At 67.8% G+C, this 17,848-nt stretch carries 18 protein-coding genes; 6 read left to right on the forward strand and 12 right to left on the reverse strand.

Annotation, left to right across the window (positions count from 1 at the left end; translation table 11 throughout):
• The first annotated feature begins 44 nt into the window (after window positions 1-44).
• Both VAE46_RS08770 and VAE46_RS08775 read left to right on the forward strand, forming a co-directional pair.
• Window positions 45-1,052 (forward strand): aldo/keto reductase, encoded by a 1,008-nt coding sequence (locus VAE46_RS08770; protein ID WP_322796552.1) that lies wholly within the window; start codon window positions 45-47, stop codon window positions 1,050-1,052.
• Window positions 1,053-1,127: 75 nt separating this feature from the next.
• Window positions 1,128-2,768, forward strand: a complete 1,641-nt coding sequence (locus tag VAE46_RS08775) for a thiamine pyrophosphate-binding protein (RefSeq protein ID WP_322796553.1) — start codon at window positions 1,128-1,130, stop codon at window positions 2,766-2,768.
• Between the two features lie 70 nt (window positions 2,769-2,838).
• Here VAE46_RS08775 and VAE46_RS08780 read toward each other — a convergent pair whose 3' ends face one another.
• Window positions 2,839-4,137 (reverse strand): LLM class flavin-dependent oxidoreductase, encoded by a 1,299-nt coding sequence (locus VAE46_RS08780; RefSeq protein WP_322796554.1) that lies wholly within the window; start codon window positions 4,135-4,137, stop codon window positions 2,839-2,841.
• Window positions 4,138-4,299: 162 nt separating this feature from the next.
• Between VAE46_RS08780 and VAE46_RS08785 the strand changes: the two genes are divergently transcribed.
• From VAE46_RS08785 to VAE46_RS08795, 3 genes are read left to right on the forward strand one after another with little or no spacing between them, the layout of a single operon-like run.
• Window positions 4,300-4,782, forward strand: coding sequence for a MarR family transcriptional regulator (locus VAE46_RS08785; protein ID WP_322796555.1), 483 nt, complete (start codon window positions 4,300-4,302; stop codon window positions 4,780-4,782).
• A 4-nt stretch (window positions 4,783-4,786) separates the two neighbouring features.
• Window positions 4,787-5,119: a hypothetical protein gene (locus VAE46_RS08790; RefSeq protein ID WP_322796556.1), complete on the forward strand. Its 333-nt coding sequence runs from the start codon at window positions 4,787-4,789 to the stop codon at window positions 5,117-5,119.
• Window positions 5,120-5,144: 25 nt separating this feature from the next.
• Window positions 5,145-5,819: an A24 family peptidase gene (locus VAE46_RS08795; RefSeq protein WP_322796557.1), complete on the forward strand. Its 675-nt coding sequence runs from the start codon at window positions 5,145-5,147 to the stop codon at window positions 5,817-5,819.
• Here VAE46_RS08795 and VAE46_RS08800 read toward each other — a convergent pair whose 3' ends face one another.
• From VAE46_RS08800 to VAE46_RS08835, 8 genes are all read right to left on the reverse strand, one after another.
• The gene (locus tag VAE46_RS08800) at window positions 5,820-6,722 is read right to left on the reverse strand and encodes a type II secretion system F family protein (RefSeq protein ID WP_322796558.1); all 903 of its coding nucleotides are present in this window, start codon (window positions 6,720-6,722) and stop codon (window positions 5,820-5,822) included.
• A 4-nt stretch (window positions 6,723-6,726) separates the two neighbouring features.
• Window positions 6,727-7,680 carry a type II secretion system F family protein gene (locus VAE46_RS08805; RefSeq protein ID WP_322796559.1) on the reverse strand — a complete coding sequence of 318 codons (954 nt, stop codon included), beginning with the start codon at window positions 7,678-7,680 and terminating at the stop codon, window positions 6,727-6,729.
• 5 nt (window positions 7,681-7,685) lie between these two features.
• Window positions 7,686-9,014, reverse strand: coding sequence for a CpaF family protein (locus VAE46_RS08810; RefSeq protein ID WP_322796560.1), 1,329 nt, complete (start codon window positions 9,012-9,014; stop codon window positions 7,686-7,688).
• A gap of 360 nt (window positions 9,015-9,374) precedes the next feature.
• Window positions 9,375-10,595, reverse strand: coding sequence for an AAA family ATPase (locus VAE46_RS08815; RefSeq protein ID WP_322796561.1), 1,221 nt, complete (start codon window positions 10,593-10,595; stop codon window positions 9,375-9,377).
• A 113-nt stretch (window positions 10,596-10,708) separates the two neighbouring features.
• Window positions 10,709-11,608 (reverse strand): Flp pilus assembly protein CpaB, encoded by a 900-nt coding sequence (cpaB, locus tag VAE46_RS08820; protein ID WP_322796562.1) that lies wholly within the window; start codon window positions 11,606-11,608, stop codon window positions 10,709-10,711.
• Window positions 11,609-11,732: 124 nt separating this feature from the next.
• Window positions 11,733-13,271, reverse strand: a complete 1,539-nt coding sequence (locus VAE46_RS08825; RefSeq protein ID WP_322796563.1) for a vWA domain-containing protein — start codon at window positions 13,269-13,271, stop codon at window positions 11,733-11,735.
• A gap of 24 nt (window positions 13,272-13,295) precedes the next feature.
• On the reverse strand, window positions 13,296-13,682 hold the full coding sequence (locus VAE46_RS08830; protein WP_322796564.1) for a TadE/TadG family type IV pilus assembly protein: 387 nt from the start codon (window positions 13,680-13,682) through the stop codon (window positions 13,296-13,298).
• Window positions 13,683-13,900: 218 nt separating this feature from the next.
• Window positions 13,901-14,086: a Flp family type IVb pilin gene (locus VAE46_RS08835; RefSeq protein ID WP_322796565.1), complete on the reverse strand. Its 186-nt coding sequence runs from the start codon at window positions 14,084-14,086 to the stop codon at window positions 13,901-13,903.
• Window positions 14,087-14,422: 336 nt separating this feature from the next.
• On the opposite strand from VAE46_RS08835, the gene VAE46_RS08840 reads away from it, so the two are divergent.
• A complete protein-coding gene (locus VAE46_RS08840; protein WP_322796566.1) occupies window positions 14,423-15,049 on the forward strand; it encodes a methyltransferase family protein in 627 nt (208 codons plus the stop codon).
• Window positions 15,050-15,090: 41 nt separating this feature from the next.
• Here the strand turns inward: VAE46_RS08840 and VAE46_RS08845 are convergent, their stop codons facing one another.
• From VAE46_RS08845 to VAE46_RS08855, 3 genes are all read right to left on the reverse strand, one after another.
• On the reverse strand, window positions 15,091-15,888 hold the full coding sequence (locus tag VAE46_RS08845; protein WP_322796567.1) for an NAD-dependent deacylase: 798 nt from the start codon (window positions 15,886-15,888) through the stop codon (window positions 15,091-15,093).
• Window positions 15,885-17,450 (reverse strand): glycerol-3-phosphate dehydrogenase/oxidase, encoded by a 1,566-nt coding sequence (locus tag VAE46_RS08850; protein ID WP_322796568.1) that lies wholly within the window; start codon window positions 17,448-17,450, stop codon window positions 15,885-15,887. Before VAE46_RS08850 ends, VAE46_RS08845 begins: the two co-directional genes overlap by 4 nt.
• Window positions 17,438-17,848 (reverse strand): FGGY-family carbohydrate kinase (locus tag VAE46_RS08855; protein WP_322796569.1); only part of this gene is annotated, 411 nt, incomplete at its 5' end. The genes VAE46_RS08855 and VAE46_RS08850, both read right to left, overlap by 13 nt.

A 17,848-nucleotide genomic window follows, 5' to 3' on the forward strand; every position in this document is an offset into this window, starting at 1 on the left:
GATGGCGTACGCTCCTCCAACCACCACCTTCGGAGGCATCTGCCATGGAGTACCGTCCCCTCGGCCGAACCGGCGTCCAGGTCAGCCCGCTCTGCCTCGGCGCCATGATGTTCGGCGGCAAGACCAGCCCTGCCGATTCGGCCGCCATCATCGACCGGGCCCTCGATGCCGGTATCAACTTCATCGATACCGCCAACGTGTACAACCAGGGGCGCAGCGAAGAGGCGGTTGGCGAAGCCCTGCAGCGGAACGGGCAGCGCCAGCGCGTCATCCTCGCCACCAAGGTCCACGGCCGCATGGGCGATGACCCCAACGCCATGGGCAACACCCGCCGCCACATCATCGAACAGTGCGAAGCCAGCCTTCGCCGCCTGAAGACCGACTGGATCGACCTCTACCAGGTTCACCGGCCCCAACCGGGCGTCCCCATCGATGAAACGCTCCGCGCCCTCGATGACCTCGTGCGCGCGGGCAAGGTGCGCTACATCGGCAGCAGCACGTTCGCGGCCTGGCAGCTCGTCGAGAGCCTCTGGGTGTCGAAGGAGTACCGCCTCGAACGCTTCGTCTGCGAACAGCCGCCATACAATCTGCTCGACCGCCGTATCGAACGCGAGCTCATCCCCATGGCGCAGGCCTACGGACTCGCGCTCATCCCCTGGAGCCCGCTCGCCGGCGGCCTGCTGACCGGCAAGTATCACCGCAATGCGCCCCCGCCTGAGGACAGCCGCTACGCCAACCTCGATGCCAACCCCATGTACCGGCGCCGCATGAACGACGCGATCTGGGACGTCATCGAACCACTCGAGGCGCTTGCCCGGGAAAAAGGAACCACCATCTCCCGCCTCGCGCTCGCCTGGTGCATGCACCAGCCCGGCGTCACCAGCCCGATCATCGGCCCGCGCACGATGGAGCAGCTCGAGGACAACCTCGCCGCCCTCGAGGTCACCATCACCGACGAGGATCGCCGCGCCATCGACCGCATCATCCGCCCTGGCACCCATGTCTCGCCCTACTACGAGGCTGACTGGAGCGCGCCGGCGTATCGCTGGTAAGGCTCCCGCGCGCAATTGACACGGCCGCCTCCCACAGCCAGCATCGCCCCACCACCAGCACGCCCGGAGGCCACCATGCCCGAACGCACCGGCGGCGAAGCCGTCTACGAAACCCTGCGCGCCCTCGGCGTCGACCACGTCTTCGGCATCGTCAGCGTCCACAACATCCCCATCTACGATGCCATCCACCGGGGCGGCGGCATCACACCCATCGCCGTCCGCCACGAGCAGGGCGCGCTCCACGCCGCCGACGGCTATGCCCGCGCCACCGGGCGCCTTGGGGTCGCTATCGCGAGCACCGGCCCCGGCACCACCAACGCCATGACCGGCCTCTACGAGGCGCAGTTCGCCTCCAGCCGGGTCCTCCTCATCACCGGCCAGGTCGAATCCTCGGCCTACGGCAAGGGCAAGGGCTTCCTCCATGAAGCCGAGGCCCAGCTCCCCATGCTGCGCACCGTCACCCGCCGCGCCGAAACCGTCCGCTACCCCGCCGAGATCCCGGCTGCCATCGCCCGCGTGGCCGCCGATATCCTGACCGGGCGGCCCGCGCCGGGCGCCGTCGAAATCCCCATCGATTTCCAGTACGCCCGCGCCGACTTCGATGTCCCCCACATCGAAGCCTGGCCGCGCCTGAAGCCCGACCGCGATGCCCTCGCCCGGGCCGCGGCCCTGATGCGCGGCGCCTCTCGCATCCTCATTTGGGCAGGCGGCGGCGTCCTCTCCGCAGGCGCCGAAACCGAGCTTCAGCAGCTGGCCGAATCCCTCGGCGCGCCCGTTGTCACCTCGCCCAACGGCCGTGGCGCCATCCCCGAAGACCACCCGCTCGCGCTGGGGCCCCTGGCTCCGCACCCTGCCCTCCAGGAAACCATCGACGTGGCCGGGGTCATCCTCGCCGTCGGGAGCCGCTTCCAGGCCGGCGCCACCCGCAACTGGACCCTCCGTTTCCCCGGGAAACTCATCCACATCGACGCCGACCCGGCCGTCATCGGCCGCGTCTACCCGCCGGAGGTCGCCGTCGTCGGCGATGCCCGCCTCGCCCTCTCCGCCCTCGTGCGTGACCTCGCCGGCCACCATGCCGACCCCGCCTACGCCGCCGCTGCTGCCGCGGCTCGCGATGCAGCCCGCGCCGCCATCCGCCGCGAAATCGGCCCCGACTACGAGGCCATCATGGACGCCATCCGCGAGCTGCTCCCGCGCGACGCCCTGGTGGTCCGCGACGCCACCGTCCCGGCCTACCTCTGGGCGAACCGCATCCTCCCGATCCTCGCGCCGAGGACGTCCATCTATCCGACCTCCGCCGCCATCGGGCCGGCCCTCCCGCTGGCCATCGGCGCTGCCATCGGCGCCCGCCGGCCGGCCGTCGTCATCCAGGGCGACGGCGGCTTCATGCTCAACCTGGGCGAGCTCGCAACCGCCGCCCAGTACCGCGTGCCGGTGATCATCTGCGTCTTCAACGACCGCGGCTACGGCGTCCTCCGCAGCATCGAAGGGCGCACTTTCGAGGGCCGCCAGTTCGGCGTCGACCTCGCCACCCCGGACTTCGTCCGGCTGGCCGAATCGATGGGCATCCGCGCCGAGCCGGTCGATTCCGCTGCTGCCTTCCGCGAGGCGTTCGCCCGCGCTGTCGCCCACGATGGCCCCAGCCTGCTCGATATCGACATGTCCCGCTTGGTGCCGATGGCCGGGCTCGGGTCGCCGCCGCGCCCGTCCCGCTGAGCCGCTGCACAGGCGACCGGCCCCCGCGTTCTCGCGGGGGCCGGTCGGCGCCGGCTGCAGCTGGCAGGGATCAGGCCTTCGCCAGGACCTCGCGCATCTTCTTCCAGCGCTCGGCCCGGATGCGGGCCGCACCCTCGAGGTTCGAGGTGTCGACCTCCGCGATCATCGCCCCGTAGGCCGCGAACGTCGGGATTTCGTCGTCCGTGAGCTCCCGCATCCACTGCTTGCGCTGCATCGCCTTTTCGATGTACGGCGCCAGCTCGTCCATCTTCTGCTTCTGCCGGCGCTCCTCTTCCTCCTTGAACTCCGGCATCACCTCGGCAGCGAACAGTTCGAGCGCCTCGCAGATGTGCTCGTGCCGATTCTTGCCGCCCTGCTGGATGAAGACCGTCTGGTCCACCCCGGCGTCGGCGAACTTCCGCAGGTGCTCGCGCAGGTCCTGCGGCGTGCCGATGCCGTCCGTCCCGCCGCCGAGGAAGTCGAGCTGCCCGGCGCCCATCGCAGCCTTCACCCGCTCGTAGTTCTCCCAGATGTTCGTCCGCCCGGGCTTGTGGTGACCGAAGACATAATGATGGCCCAGGCCGAACTGGAAGAACTTGAACCCGTCGAACCCGCGCCGGAAGGCCTCCTCGCGGTCATGGTGGATGGAGAAGCTCGTCACCATCGCGATGTTCGGGTTGACCGTGTGCCCAATTGGCACGCACTCCCGCTTAAACGTCTCGTAGTAGTCATCCACCCACTTCTTCGCCTCGGCGGGGTCCACGAAGGCGAACGTGAGTGCCCCGATGCCAAGCTGAGCCGCGAGGTGAATCGTGTCCCGGTTCGAACAGGCCACCCAGAGCGGCGGGTGCGGCTTCTGCACCGGCTTCGGCACCACGTTGCGCACCGGCATCGAGAAATACTTGCCCTTGAACCCCGGGTACGGGTCCATGGCCAGCATGTTGCAGACCTGCTCGGTCGTCTCCAGCCACATCGCCCGCCGCTCGGCCGGGTTGATGTTGAAGCCCTCCAGCTCCATCCGCGACGCCGATTCGCCGGTCCCGAACTCCACCCGCCCGTTCGAGACGAGGTCCAACGTCGCGATCTCCTCCGCGATGCGCGCGGGCGGATTGTAGTTCGGCGGCATCAGCTTGATGCCGTGGCCGAGCCGAATGCGCTTCGTCCGCTGGCTGGCTGCCGCCAGGAACACCTCCGGGCACGACGAGTGGGAGTACTCCTCCAGGAAGTGGTGCTCCACCTCCCACGCGAATTCGATCCCGAGCCGGTCGGCCAGCTCCACCTGCTCCAGCGCGTCCTGGAACAGCTTCAGCTCGGCGCCGTTGTCCCACGGCCGCGGCAGCTGATGCTCGTAGAAAATTCCGAACTTCATTCGAACTCCTCCTGTACCCGCGGAGTCTAGCAGGAACGTTCGCGCAGGGCGAACAAGTCCCGCCCCGGCGCATGACTCATCGGCATTTGCGCGCCCCGCCCGGCGTGGGCAGAATCCGCTCACATGACGAGGGCGGAAATCCTCACCAGCAGGAGCACCCCCGTGAACCGCACGTCCCAGCGCAGCCAGAACCTCGAACGCGCCATCACCGCCCTCTTCCGCGCCAGCGCCCTGCTCGACCCCGTCCGCCTCGCCCTCTGGGACCGCGAACGCCTGACGGTCACCCAGCTCCGCCTGCTCGGCCATCTCGCCGAACAGGAAGGCCTCTCGAACGCCGAACTCGCCGAGCGCCTCTATGTTACCCGCCCCTCCGTCTCCGCCCTCCTCGAACGCCTCGAACGGGGCGGTTTCATCCGGCGCGAAATCGCCCCCAACGACCGCCGCGCCATCTGCATCTGGCTCGAACCTCGCGGCCGCGCTGTTGTCGAATCCCTGCGCGAAGAACTTCGCAGCTACGCCGCCGGCCTCATGGATTCCATGTCCGAAGGAGAGATTGCGGCCTTTGCGGTCGCCGTCGAACGCTTCGTCGAATCCGGCCGTCTCCGCCGCCAGCGCGACCTCGCCCTCGAGGACCCCGACTGCTGAACCCGTGGACGAACCCGTTCCCGTCATCCGCCTCGCCGACCTCCTGACCACCGCCTCGTCGCTCGCCGGCTACCTCGGCGAGCGCCAGGTTACGCTCCAGCGTCTCGCCGATGCGCTCGCCATTCTTCTCGACGAACGCACATTCGAAGACTTCGGTCGCCCGCTCTCCCCGCTGATTCCGCGACCGGGCCCGCCCGAGCCCGACGAGGCCGTGCTCGCGTTCGCGCGCCGCTGGCACGAACGCATCGGCGACCCTTACGCACCGCTGGACGCCCGCGCCCTGGCCGACCTCCGCGCCGAGCTGACCCCGCCCGGGCCTCCCCGGGATTGCCGCTAGCCATCCCTGACCCCATAGTCCCGCCATGGATGCCGCCCTTCCCGTGATTGCCGGGATCATCGGCGCCCTGTTCGGCTGGTGGCTCCCGGCGCACCAGCACCCGCTCTATCGGGAGCCAGCCTTCCGCGAGCACCCGGCGTCAGGCGGCACCCTCCTCGGACTCAGGCTCTTCACGGTCCCCTCGGCCGCCGCCACAGCGGCGTTCGCCTTCCGACCCGCCTATGCCGAAGAACCCCGCCTCGCGCTCTTCACCGCCGCTGCCTGCCTGGTGCTTGTCGCCCTCTCCTCAACCGATTTCGACCGGCGCCGCATCCCCAACCGGCTCGTTTATCCCGCTGCCCTGGCCGCCCTCGCAGCTGCGCCGTTCTGGCCCGACCGCTCATTCAGCGCCATCCTCGTCGGCGGCGCCGTGGGGACCCTGGCCGGCATCTCCCTCGTCATCCTCGGGGCCGTCGCCGGCCGCGCCGCGGGCTCCCGCCAGACTGCGTTCGGCCTCGGCGATGCCCGCCTCATGGGGCTCATCGGTCTGGCTGTCGGCTGGCCCGCTGTCGTCACCGCGCTCTTCCTCGGCATCATCTTCGCCGGGGGGGCGGCGCTCATCCTCCTCGTGCTCCGGGGCCGCGGCACCACCTACAGCTACGGCCCCTACCTCGCGGCAGGGGCCGTCATCGTGCTCCTCTGGTTCGACCGTTTCGCCTGACTACAGGTTCTTCAGCTGGATGATTGCCGGCCCGCCAATCACGATCATGATGGCCGGGAAAATGAAGAACACCAGCGGGAAGACCATCTTGATCGGCGCCTTGAATGCCGCCTCTTCCGCCCGCTGGCGCCGCTTGGTCCGGATCACCCCGGTCTGAACGCGGATCACGCCGCCGATCGAGATGCCCATCGCCTCAGCCTGCACGATCGCGTTGACCAGCTGGCGAAGCTCATCCACGCCCGTGCGCTCGGCCATATCGAGGAACGCATCGCGCCGGGCGCGGCCCATCTGCACCTCCCGCATCGTCCGGGTCAACTCCTCCGCAAACGGTCCGCGCACCTTCTCGATGACCCGCGTAAACGCCGCATCGATCCCCAGCCCGGCCTCCACCGAAGCGGTGATCAGGTCGAACGCGTCAGGCAGCGACCGCCAGATCTCCTTCTGGCGTCGGCGAATCCGCCCCAGGATGAAGATCCGCGGGGCGTACAGCCCCAACCCGGTCAGCACGGCGAAGACGAAGAACGTCTTCTGCGCCTCGAGACCCGCCGCCTGCGCATAGAACAGACCCAGCAGCGGCAGCAGCCCAGCGAACACCCCGACCATCGCGATGAACTGGCCCGGTTTCATCCGCAGGCCGGCCTGAACCAGCGCCTTTTCCACCCGCTCCGAAATCGAAGACGGAAGGAGCGAGTTGATCTGCCGGTTCAGGTTCGAAACGAGCGGCTTCAGGACGCGCTGGGTGAACGCTGCCTCAGGGTCGGGCAGCGCCTCCTTCGCCGGCCTCGTATACCGCAGGCCGCCCAGCCGCACGTCCATGGCCGAAGTCCCGGCCGAGCGATGGAACGCCCCGTACGTCAACAGCGAAACCGTCAGGAATGTGCTGAATGCAATGAGCAGTTCCATCGCCCTACACCTCGATATTCACGATGCGCTGGATGATCAGGTAGCCAATCACCTCGCTCACGAAAGCACCCGTCAGCATCAGACGCCCCAGTGGGTCCGTGAACAGCAGCCCCGTGAAGTCCGGGCTGATCATGTAAAAAATGATGAGCAGCCCAATCGGAATACCGCCGATCACGTAGCCCGTCATCCTCTGCTGCGACGTGAGCGTTCGGATTTCGCCCTTGATCCGTTCTCGTTCCCGCATCGTGTGCGCCACGTTGTCGAGGATCTCTGCCAGGTTCCCGCCGACGCTCCGCTGGATCAGGATTGCCGTGATCACAATGTCGAAGTCCGGGCTGCCCACCCGCTCGTTCATCGCCGCCAGCGCCTGCTCGACGCTCGCGCCCATCGCTGTATCGCGAAGCATCCGCCGGATTTCGACCGAGAGCGGCGCCGGGATCTGCTCCGCCGACGCCTCCATCGCCTGCAGCAGGCCGAAGCCCGCCCGCAGCCCGCTGGAGAGCATCTGGAGCATCTCCACCAGCTGCCCCTCCATCTTGTGCAGCCGGCTGGCGATGCGCCGCTTCAGCCAAAGCCCCACCAGGAGCCAGCCCAGCGGCGCGAACAACAGCCCGATCGCCGGCAGCGGCATCAGCAGCACGCCGACCAGCGCAAACAGCACCGCTACCACCACGCGGAGCGTGAAATACTCCTTCGCGTTGAGCGTCAGCCCCGCCCGCTCCAGGTCGCGCGACCAATTCGCCGCGATGTTCCCGGAGATCAGCGTCACCCCGGCGAAATTCACCGACGCCCGCCGCCGCAGTCGAGCCCGCGCCTCCGCCTGCGGCAGCTGCGATTCTGCCTCGCGGAGCTTCCGCAGGCGCTCCGAAGCCTCGACCTGGCTGGAACCGAATCCGAAGAACCACAGCACAAAGACCGTCGCTGCCAGCCCGGTGGATATCGCCGCAAGGATGAGCATCGCTATCACCAGCCTTCCCCGGTGCCGAACAGGCTGCTCGGCAGTTCGATACCGGCAATCGCAAACTTGTGCGCGAACCCCGGCCGAATCCCGGTCGGCCGCATCGACCCGTGCACCTTCCCGTCCTCATCCACCCGGTCCAGCTTGAACAGGAAGATGTCCTGCAGCGTGATGGTGTCGCCCTCCATCCCGCTCACCTCGGTCACGTGCGTCACCTTGCGCGACCCATCCTGCAGGCGGCTCAGCTGGATGAAGATGTGGATCGCCGAGGCGATCTGCTCGCGAATCGCCCGCGAAGGCAGGTCCATCCCCGCCATCAGCACCATGTTCTCCAGGCGCGAGAGCGCCTCGCGCGGGTTGTTCGCGTGGATCGTCGAAATCGACCCGTCGTGGCCGGTGTTCATCGCCTGGAGCATGTCGAACGCCTCCTCGCCGCGCACCTCGCCGACGATGATGCGGTCGGGGCGCATGCGCAGGCAGTTCCGCACCAGGTCGCGCTGCTTGATCTGGTTCTTCCCTTCGATGCTGGCCGGGCGCGCCTCCAGCGTGATTACATGGTCCTGCTGTAGCCGCAGTTCCGCCGGGTCCTCGATCGTGATGATGCGCTCAGTGTTCGGGATGAACGCCGAGAGCGCGTTCAGCAGGGTCGTCTTACCGGTGCCGGTACCGCCGCTCACGATGATGTTCAGGTGCGCCCGTACGCACATCGCAAGGAACTCGGCCGTCTGCTCGCTCAGCGCGCCCACCGCGATCAGGTCGGCCATTCGCATCTTGTCCGCGCGGAACTTGCGGATGGTGATGGTCGGCGCCTTGGGCGAGGCCGGCGGGATGGTGATGTTCACGCGGGAGCCGTCGGGCAGGCGCGCATCGACCATCGGGCTTGATTCGTCGATCCGCCGGCCCAGCGGCGCCACGATGCGTTCGATGATGCGCATCACGTGCTGCTTGTCGCGGAACCGCACCGGGCTCCGGAAAATCCGGCCCTCCCGCTCGAAGTACACCTTGTCGATGTCGTTGACCATCACTTCGGAGATGGACGGGTCACGCAGCAGCGGTTCCAGCGGGCCCAGCCCGAGGGCTTCGTCGGCCACCGCCTCCAGCAGCTCGTCGCGCGGGACCCCGCCGAGCTGCAGGCCTTCCTGCACCAGCAGCTCCCGGGCCGCCTTGATCACCGCCTCCCGCTGCTGCTCCGGCGCCAGTCCCTCCAGCGCGCCATGCTCCAGCTCTTCGATCAGCAGTTCATGCAGGCGAATCTTGGTCGCCTCTGCCACGGCGTTCGCCGCCGCCACGCGCGGTGACGGCGCATCGACCTGCACCGGGCGTACCGGTCGCATCGGGCCATGTCCCTCGGGGGTGGGCCCTGCCGGCGCCGCCGGCCGCAGCGCGCCCGTTCGCGGCTGACCGGGAATCCCTGGCGGAGGAGGCGGCGCCACCGGCTCGACGTGGCCCCAGGGCTTGCCACCGGCGGGCGCCCGGCCCAGCTGGCCCGAAGGGCGCAGCTTCAGCGCATCCGGGTTGCCCGGAGGCGGCGCAGGCCGTTCGGCCTCTGCTCGCTCATTGCCTGGGGCTCCCGCCGGGTTGCCCGGCAGAAGCCGTCGCCGCGTGCCCCAGCCGAATGCCGGGCGTTCACCGTCACCTGCTGCGCGTCGTTCCCGAAAATCATCCGGCATGGCTCATTCCCCCAAACGCGTTCGCTATGCGCTCTTCTTGAAGAGGCTTCCGAGCAGCCCGCCCAGGCCTCCGCTGCGCTTCGCCTTGTTCCGGGCGCGAATCCCGGCCAGCGCCCGGGCAATCTCCCGGATCTCCGTTGCAACCCGGCTGTTCGGCCGGCTTAGCACAATCGGCCGCCCCAGCTGCGCCGCCTTCACCACCTCGGTGTCCTGCGGAATCTTCCACCAGAGAGCCGTATCCAGCGTCCGCTCGACATCCTTCTCTCGAACGCCGGTATCGACGCCCGCCCGGTTCAGCACCACCTTGATCCGCTCGTCGTCATTCCCGAACCGCTCGTGCAGCATCTCGAGCGCGAGCACCGTGTCCTTGATGCTCGCCATGTCGAGCGTCGTGATCAGCAGAATCATCGTCCCGACTTCGATCGCCGCCGCCACGATTTCGTTGAACGTTCCCGGTGTGTCCAGGATCACGAAGTCGTGCGTCTGGGAAAGCACATCCACTACGTCGCGGATATGCGCAGAGGTCAGGTTGCGCCAGTCACTCGGACGCGTCGGCGCCGGCAGAATACGCACCCCTGATTCGTGCTCGACCAGGTACTCCTTCAGCGTGTTCCGGTCCACGTTATCCAGGTTGCGCGCCAGGTCCGCGATGGACCGTTCCACCGGGATATCCATGGTGATCGCCACATCGCCGAAGCGGGTGTCCATGTCGACCAGCGCCACCGTCTGGTGGGCCTCGGTGGCCAGCGCCACCGCCAGGTTCGATGCGATCGTTGTCTTGCCGATGCCGCCCTTCGCCCCAAACACCGTGATGATGGTGCCCTGTGCCACCGGGTCCGCGAGCTCGCCGCGTCGGCGCATCGCCTCCCGCTCCTTCTTCTCGAGCACCTTCATGATGGAGGTCTCGAGCTCCTCCGGGTCCAGCGGCTCGACCAGGTAATCGGAGGCGCCGCCCACCATCGATTGCCGCATGAGGCGGATGTTCGCCTCCGTCGAAAACACGATGATCGGCAGGTCCGGCAGCCCGTCGTTGATGCGCGAAAGCGTCTGCACCGGGCGCACCAGCGGCTCCTCGATGCGCATCAGCACCAGGTCCGGGCGCATCTGAAAGCAGAGCGTGAACGCCTCGACCCCGTACCCCGCCGTCCCGAGAATACCGAAGCCGAGCATCTGGAGCGTCTTCGCCAGCTCCGCCGAACTTTCCCGGTCCGGATCGACCACAAGTAGCTGCGGTACCCGTGCCATTGTCGTTGTTCCTCCACCGTCTGCACCCCGGCGACCACCAGGGGCCTCTGTCGTTGGTACTGGCGCGGGTGCGGCGCTTTCACTGCACCCGCTGGCTCCTCAGCGCTGCCCGGTTAGCGCACCGGGAAGAGGTCGTCGTAGGTCCACACCTGCTTGCCCGTGATCGGGTCCGCATCGCCCTTCTGGCGCGGAAGGATGCGGTACTGGCCGACGTCGTCGCGCATGGCATCGATCAGGGCCACCTTGGCGGCCAGGTCCGGCGGCAGGGCCAGCGTGATCGAAATCGCCTTCTCGTAGGTCGCGTTCTCCTGCTTCACCGCGCCCTGGCTGGTCGCCGAAACCGGCGCAGAACCGTCGGCCGCCGTCTCCGTGCTCGCGCTCCCACCATCGACCTTCGGCACGGTCTTGACCACCGTCTGGGCCACGGCCAGCACTTCCACGTCCTGGGCGATGTACCCCGCGACCACGTTCGGCTTCTCCTCGCCTGTGAGCGGGTCCACCTTCGAAAGCGTGGTGATGCCGAGGATGTCCACCCGGTCGCCCGGCTGGGGCAGGCCCGCCGCGATCCACGCCTCATGCGGAACCTGCAGCGAAATCGCGCGCATCCCCTGCGGCACCTTGTAGGCCAGCGTGTCCTGGCCGACGTAGGTCGTAACCTTGGCGTCGATCACCTGCTCGCCCGCGTACATCGGCGCTGTCGCGACTTTGCCCACAAGGCTCGAGAGCTCCGAGTCCTTGACGCGTCCCGGCAGCAGCGCCGCCGCCGGCATCGTTCGGGTCGTCAGCATGTCCGAGGTGATCTTTTCGCCGACCGCCACGTCGCGGGTCATGACGACCACGGTCTCAGCGCCTTCCCCGGCGAACAGCTCGCCGCTGAGATCCGTTTCCCCGCCGCGGCTGTTCAGGTAGGCGAACATCAGCAGCGCGCTCAGTACGCCAAACGCGCAGGCGAGCAACAGAACGCCGCGGTTCCGGCTCGAGCTTCCAGTAGCTGCAGCAATCGTTCGGTTCATCGCAGAACTCCTCCCCTTGCTATATCGGCGGTCTTACGGTTCCCCTACAGACCGCGACCACCCCCGGAAACGAAACCTCCCCGCTCAGCCGGCGGGGAGGTTTCCGGGGTGTTTCCGTTTCCCGCTACCGCACCAGGGCGATGTGTGTCTGCTCAGCCACCGCCTGGAACGCCTCGTCGAGCTCGGCGGTCGTCGGGGCGTGGTAGAAGTGCCCACGCCCGATCGTCGCAATGTCCTGCAGGAACGAAGTGTTCAAGTCGTTCCCGAGCCCAATCGTAAAGATGATGATGTCCCCGTTTGCTGCACGTTGCGCTTCCTGGCGAGCGTGGGCTTCGGCTTGCGTAACCCCGCTGCCCGTCGTGCACGACGTCGAGTTGTAGTTCGCAGGGTTGTACGTGGCGCTCCCGCAGTACGTATTCGCAACTCCGTCTGTGAGAAGAACAAGCACACGCACGGCGTTGGCCCGCTTACCCGAACCGTCAAGTACCTGACGTCCCACAGCAAGGCCATGGGCGATGTTCGTTGAGCCCGCTGGCCAGAGCACCGCATCCAGGCTTCCCCGCACGGCCGAGAAATTTGCCGTCAGATTTTGGCTTATCGTCGCTGTCGTCGAATATCGCACTGCTCCAATCTTGTCGTATTGCTCATCGAACAGCGACGTGAAGTACTTCGCTGCGTCAATTGCCGCATCAAACGGCTGGGCCGGGCCGTTCTGTGTCGTCGTCGGCGTGTAGTAGCTCGCAAGCTGGCAGTAGTCGCTCGTATTGCTGTAGCCCGTTCGGTTCGCCCACACCTCCGCATTCGCGGAATGGGAAGTCGCAACCGTGTTCTGGTTTGTTGCTTCGTTGCGATACCCGCGAATCACTGTCAGCGTATTCGTCGACACATTGACACCTGTGATCCGCATCAGCTCGTTGTCGATCATGATGATCCCGGGACGAAGACTTGCGGATGTTGGCACCGAGGTCGCGTTGGAGCCAACCGAGACCTGCCAGTAGGGCGTTGTCGTGTTGAATGTGGTGCCGAAGTTGCTCCGGTTCGTCGCTGCGTTCGTGCTCGTGAAGATCCGCACGTCGTTCAGCGGGATCGTCGTCTGCGTGGCGTTGATGTTCGCCGCCAGCCGCGGGAAGGCAAATCCGCCCGCCGGGGTCAGCCGGCCCGGGCTCATCATGTACGAACCCGAGTTCTCCACCTGGCGGAAGCTGTCGAAGCACATCGACCCGGAGATGTCGAACACGACCACAATGTCCAGGACCTGCGATTCCGCATCACCCGAGGCCGAGACGTTCCAGTGCGTCACACCAAAAATCCGCGCGAACCATGTCGGTATGCGCGCCGACGCCTCCACCCGAACCGCCTTGTTGCCCTGCGGATACGTCACCGCAAATTGGACATTCTCGCCCTGGCTCCGGATGAACCCGCTGTTGTCCATCCAGTATTCCGTGGCCTTCGTCGCCGCGTCGGCCTGGCTCGGCATGCTCTGGGCAGCCGCCAGCGCGGCAGCATCAACCGCGGCCTGCATCTGCGTCCTCGCCCACACATACCGGCCAACGTCAATGCTCATCGCCACAAAGCCGACGAAGATCAGCAGGAACAGCGCAAAGAGGGGCAGCGCCTGGCCGCGCTCCCCCGCTACCACCTTCTTCAACAGCGAACGCACCATCGCCCGCCTCCTTCCTACACCCGCCTACTCGAGCCGCATCGACGCGTGTGACCGGATGGTCGGCGCCGAAAGGTTCCCGCCCGATACAATGTTGACGATCCCGCCGATTGGCGTGACGAACTCGAATTCGTAGGCCACATCGACGGAGACCATGGACCCGCGCGAGCCCATCACATTGTTCGTCGTGATCGTCACCTTTGACGGGTCCAGGTTGCACTGGCTCGGGTAGTTCGCGCAGAAGCTGTCGTAAACCCGCTGGTTCACCGTCGCCAGGTCCATCTGCACCGCCGCTACCCGCGCGCCTTCGCGCGCTGCGTTCGTCACCAGCAGCCACGTGTGGAACGCTCGCCCGAACTCCACCATGCCCATGAACAGCAGCACGAACAGCGGCAGGATCAGCGTGAACTCCACGAGCGCCTGTCCGGTTTCCGTCTCCCGAAAGCGGCGTATCAGGCGCCGCCAGCGCGAACGGCCGGGCGTGCCCGGCTCCCTTCTCTCGCTACCAGGTTCTTCCATCGCCACATCCCTCTCGGCTGGCGGTCCTTCGCGTGATGGCAAAAGGGTGGGGTACCGCCGTCCCCCACCCCTTCGCGTGCCCGGTGGTCCGCCGGTCGCCCGGCTCGCCTGGGTTAGATGCTGCCGGCGACGTTGTTCAGCGCGTTGGCGATGTTGCCGCCGAGGAGCGTCAGCGCGCCGATGCAGACAATCGCGATGAGGGCGAGGATCAGGCCGTATTCGGCGAGACCCTGGCCTTCCTCGTCGCGCGCCTGCCACGCGGCAACCTTGGTGACGGCCCAATTGCGAAGCTTCGACATGTCGGTACTCCTACCTCTCTTTTTGGGGTCCCTGCCCCGGGTTTTTCGCCCTCGATGCCGGCGTCACCTCCGCAGGCCTCTCGCCTGGTCCCGGTTGGCCCCTCCGCGAGCCCCTTGCGGGCTTGGCCGTCGCGTCGGGTGCCTCCCGGCTGGCGCCCCATCGGTCGAGCTACCTGCAACTTCGGCCGCCCACCCCATGCCCAAAAGCCCGGTCACCGTCTCGAAACTCCATTGCCCCCGGCCCGCCGTCGTCCCGGCTTCCCTGCGCACCCACCCCGCTCCTGTCGACCTTCTTCAATGACGAACGCTTCCAACTCCTCTGAAGGGCACAACTCCATGACCAGCTCCCCCGTCTCCACCTGGCGGCGCCGCATCTCCATGGCCCAGGATGCAGCGCTCGTCGTCATCAGCGCTCTGTTCTTCTACGCACACGGCAAATCCGCTCTCGAAGGCCACTCGCTCGCCAGCGCCTTCTTCGCAGTCGAACAGGCCCTGCTCATCGGCATCTTCCTAACCCGCCGGCGCCCGATCTACACCTCCCCCCACATCTACGACTGGGTCATCGCCACCATCGGCGGCTGGCTGGCCCTCGCCTCGCGCCCCGCGCCCACCGGCGGCATCCTCGAAACCTACGGCATCGACCTCCAGGTTGTCGGGCTCACCTGGGTCATCGTCAGCTTCGCCACCCTCGGCCGCAGCTTTGGGGTCGTCGCCGCCAACCGCGGCCTCAAGACGGCCGGCCCCTACCGTGTCGTCCGTCACCCCATCTACCTCGGCCACAACATCACCCTTGCCGGCTTCTTTCTCGCCAACCTCTGGTGGTGGAACGGCCTGATCCTCGCCACCGTGCTGGTCTTCCAGGTGCTGCGCATCCTTGCCGAAGAGCGGGTGCTCTCCGCTACCAGCGACTACGCCGACTACGCCCGCCGCGTCCGCTGGCGGCTCGTGCCCGGGGTCTTCTGACGAACCGCGCCCGCGCCATCTCGGCGTCCCGCGCCCGCACCCTAGGGCACGAGCAGCAAATCGACCAGCGCCGGGAGGGCCACGCCGGCCGGCGCTCGAATCACCACGTCCGCTATCTCCGAAAGGGGCGTCTCTTCCGGGTTGACTTCGATCAGTGGGGCGCCGCGCCGTTTCGCCAGGACGGGGAAATCCGCTGCCGGGTAAACGACCGCGCTCGTCCCCACCGTCATGAACAGGTCGGCCGCCAGCGTCTCCCGGTAGCACGCCTCGATCGCGTCCCGCGGGATCGGTTCCCCGAACATCACGACGTCGTTCTTGTAGATGCCCCCGCACGATGGACAGGTCGGCGGCAGCCGGTCAAGCCGTACCGTTTCGAGACGCTCGCGGGCTCCGCATTCGATGCACCGAACCCGGTATCGGTTCCCGTGAATCTCTGTCACCTGCCGCGACCCCGCGACGAAATGCAGGTTGTCGATGTTCTGGGTAATGGTGTGCGCCAGCCGCCCCATGTGTTCGAGGTCAGCCATCGCGTAATGCCCCGGGTTTGGCGCCGCCGCATCGATCGCCGCCGACAACGCCGACCCGGCCGCTTCGTGCGCGATGGCGGCCTCCCACCAGGCCGCCGGGTCCTGCGTGAACAGCTCCCAGCCGTCGATCGTCGGTTCGCCAAACCGGTCGTACACCCCGCCGGCGCCCCGGTAGGTCGGGATGCCGCTCTCCGCCGAAAGCCCGGCACCCACCAGCGCGACCGCATGCCGGCTGCGCCGGAACAGCGCAGCGGCCTGCCGCAGTCCCGCAGCGACTGCCGGGTCATCGAGCCATGCCTGCAGCTGGGTCAACGCGTCCCCTCGACAGGAAGATGATACGCCACCTCGGATGCGTATGCCCGGGCCTGTTCGGCCCGCTCCCGGGGGGACCACCCGTACGATTCGCCCATCAGCTCTGCCACCCGCTCGTGGCAGCAAAGCCCACGGCAGCTCGCCCAGCCGATGCCCGTCCGCCGCAGCAGCACATCGCCGACCGTGGACGCCTGTTCGCGCGTCGCCGCCCATCGAACCTCCCCGTCGAAGCCGGGCGCGTGGGGGCAGATGACCTCCCTCCCCAGCGCGACTACATCTGCCGCGTGGGCGCCGTAGATGCGCAGCCGCCGCAGCGCCCGGCGCTCCAATCCCGTATCGAGCAGGCGCTCACGCCAGCCTGCCGGCGCGGCAGCCGTCCATCGCCGCGGCTTCCGCCCGGTGACGTTCTCGGCCACCTCCAGCGCCAGCGGCCGGAACGTGCTCAGCTTCCCGCCCACCACGCTGTACATCCCCCGGGCCCCGCCCAGCTTCCCGTGGTCGATGACCGCGTGCCGCCGGGTGATCGCCGCCTCCGGCCCGCCTTCGACCCGCTGCAGCGGGCGCAGCCCGGCGTAGGCGTAGCGAATCCGCTCCCTCCGGATGTCGAGCCCCGGCAGCAGCTCCCGGCCCTCGGCGAGCAGGTACTCGATCTCGGCTGCCGTCGGCTGCACCGCCCCCGGGTCGCCGTCGTACCGCTCATCGGTCGTCCCGATGAGCAGGAGGTCGCCCTGCGGCACGGCGAAGAATACCCGCCCATCGCTGCGGGCCGTGCTGAAGACCGCATCATGCTCTGGCGCGCCGTCCAGCTCGACCACGATGTGCGAGCCGCGCGTCACCCCCAGCAGCTCCGGCGGCGGCAGGTCGCCAAGGCGATTCACCGCATCCACCCAGGGCCCGGCAGCGTTCACCACTGCCCGGGTGGCGATGCGTGCCTCGCCTGCCGTCGTGCCGACGCGGATCGCCTCGACCTGCCCGCCCGGCGCCTCGATGGCGGTTACCGGCGTGTGGTTGAAGGTCGCCGCGCCGAGCGTCCGCGCCTCTCGCACCAGCTCCCACGTCAGCCGCTCCGGCGAAAGCACCCGTGCATCGAAGAACGAAAACCCGCCGTTCGTGGATTCCGGCAGATAGGGCGCCAGGTCCCGCAGCCGCTCCCGCGAGAGCCGACGGTGCGGCGGCACTGCCCGGTACAGCGCAAGCAGGTCGTAGGTCGCCAGGCCCATGCGCAGCTGCCACGCCGGCCTGCGCGTCCACGGCAGCAGCGGCAGCAGGAAGCGCTGCGGCCGCACCAGGTAGGGCCGGCTCTGCAGGAGCCAGGCCCGCTCCCGCAGCGATTCGAACACCAGCCCGATATCGCCGTGCTCCAGGTACCGCAGTCCGCCGTGGATCAGCTTCGTCGAACGCCAGGTGGTCCCGAAGCCGTAGTCGCTCGCCTCGAACAGCCCAACCCGCAGCCCCTCTGCCGCCGCGGCCCGGGCGATCGCCGCCCCGTTGATCCCGCCGCCGATGACCGCCACGTCCAGCGGCGGCCCCGCGGCCAGCTCCGACGGGCTCAATTCGCCCACCCCAGCGTTCGTTCCACCGCGCGCCGCCACTCGCGCAGCCGGCGATGCCGCTCGGCGCTCCCCATCCGCGGCTCGAACACCCGCTCCGGCCGCCAGAGGGCCGCGATCTCGTCGCTGTTCCCCCACACACCCGCCTGGAGGCCGGCGAGGTAGGCCGCCCCCAGCGCCGTCGTCTCGGTTGACACCGGCCGCAGCACCGGCACCCCCGCGAAATCGGCCTGCATCTGCATCAGCAGGTCGTTGACCGCCGCCCCGCCATCCACCCGGAGCTCGCGGATGGGCTCTGGCAGCGATTCGTTCATCACCTCGATCAGCTCCGCACTTGAGAGCGCGATCGCCTCCAGCGCCGCCCGTGCAAGGTGCGCTTTGGTGACACCCCGCGTCAGCCCGAGGATCGC

It is taken from the genome of Tepidiforma sp. (assembly GCF_034433535.1).
Lineage (GTDB): Bacteria > Chloroflexota > Dehalococcoidia > Tepidiformales > Tepidiformaceae > Tepidiforma.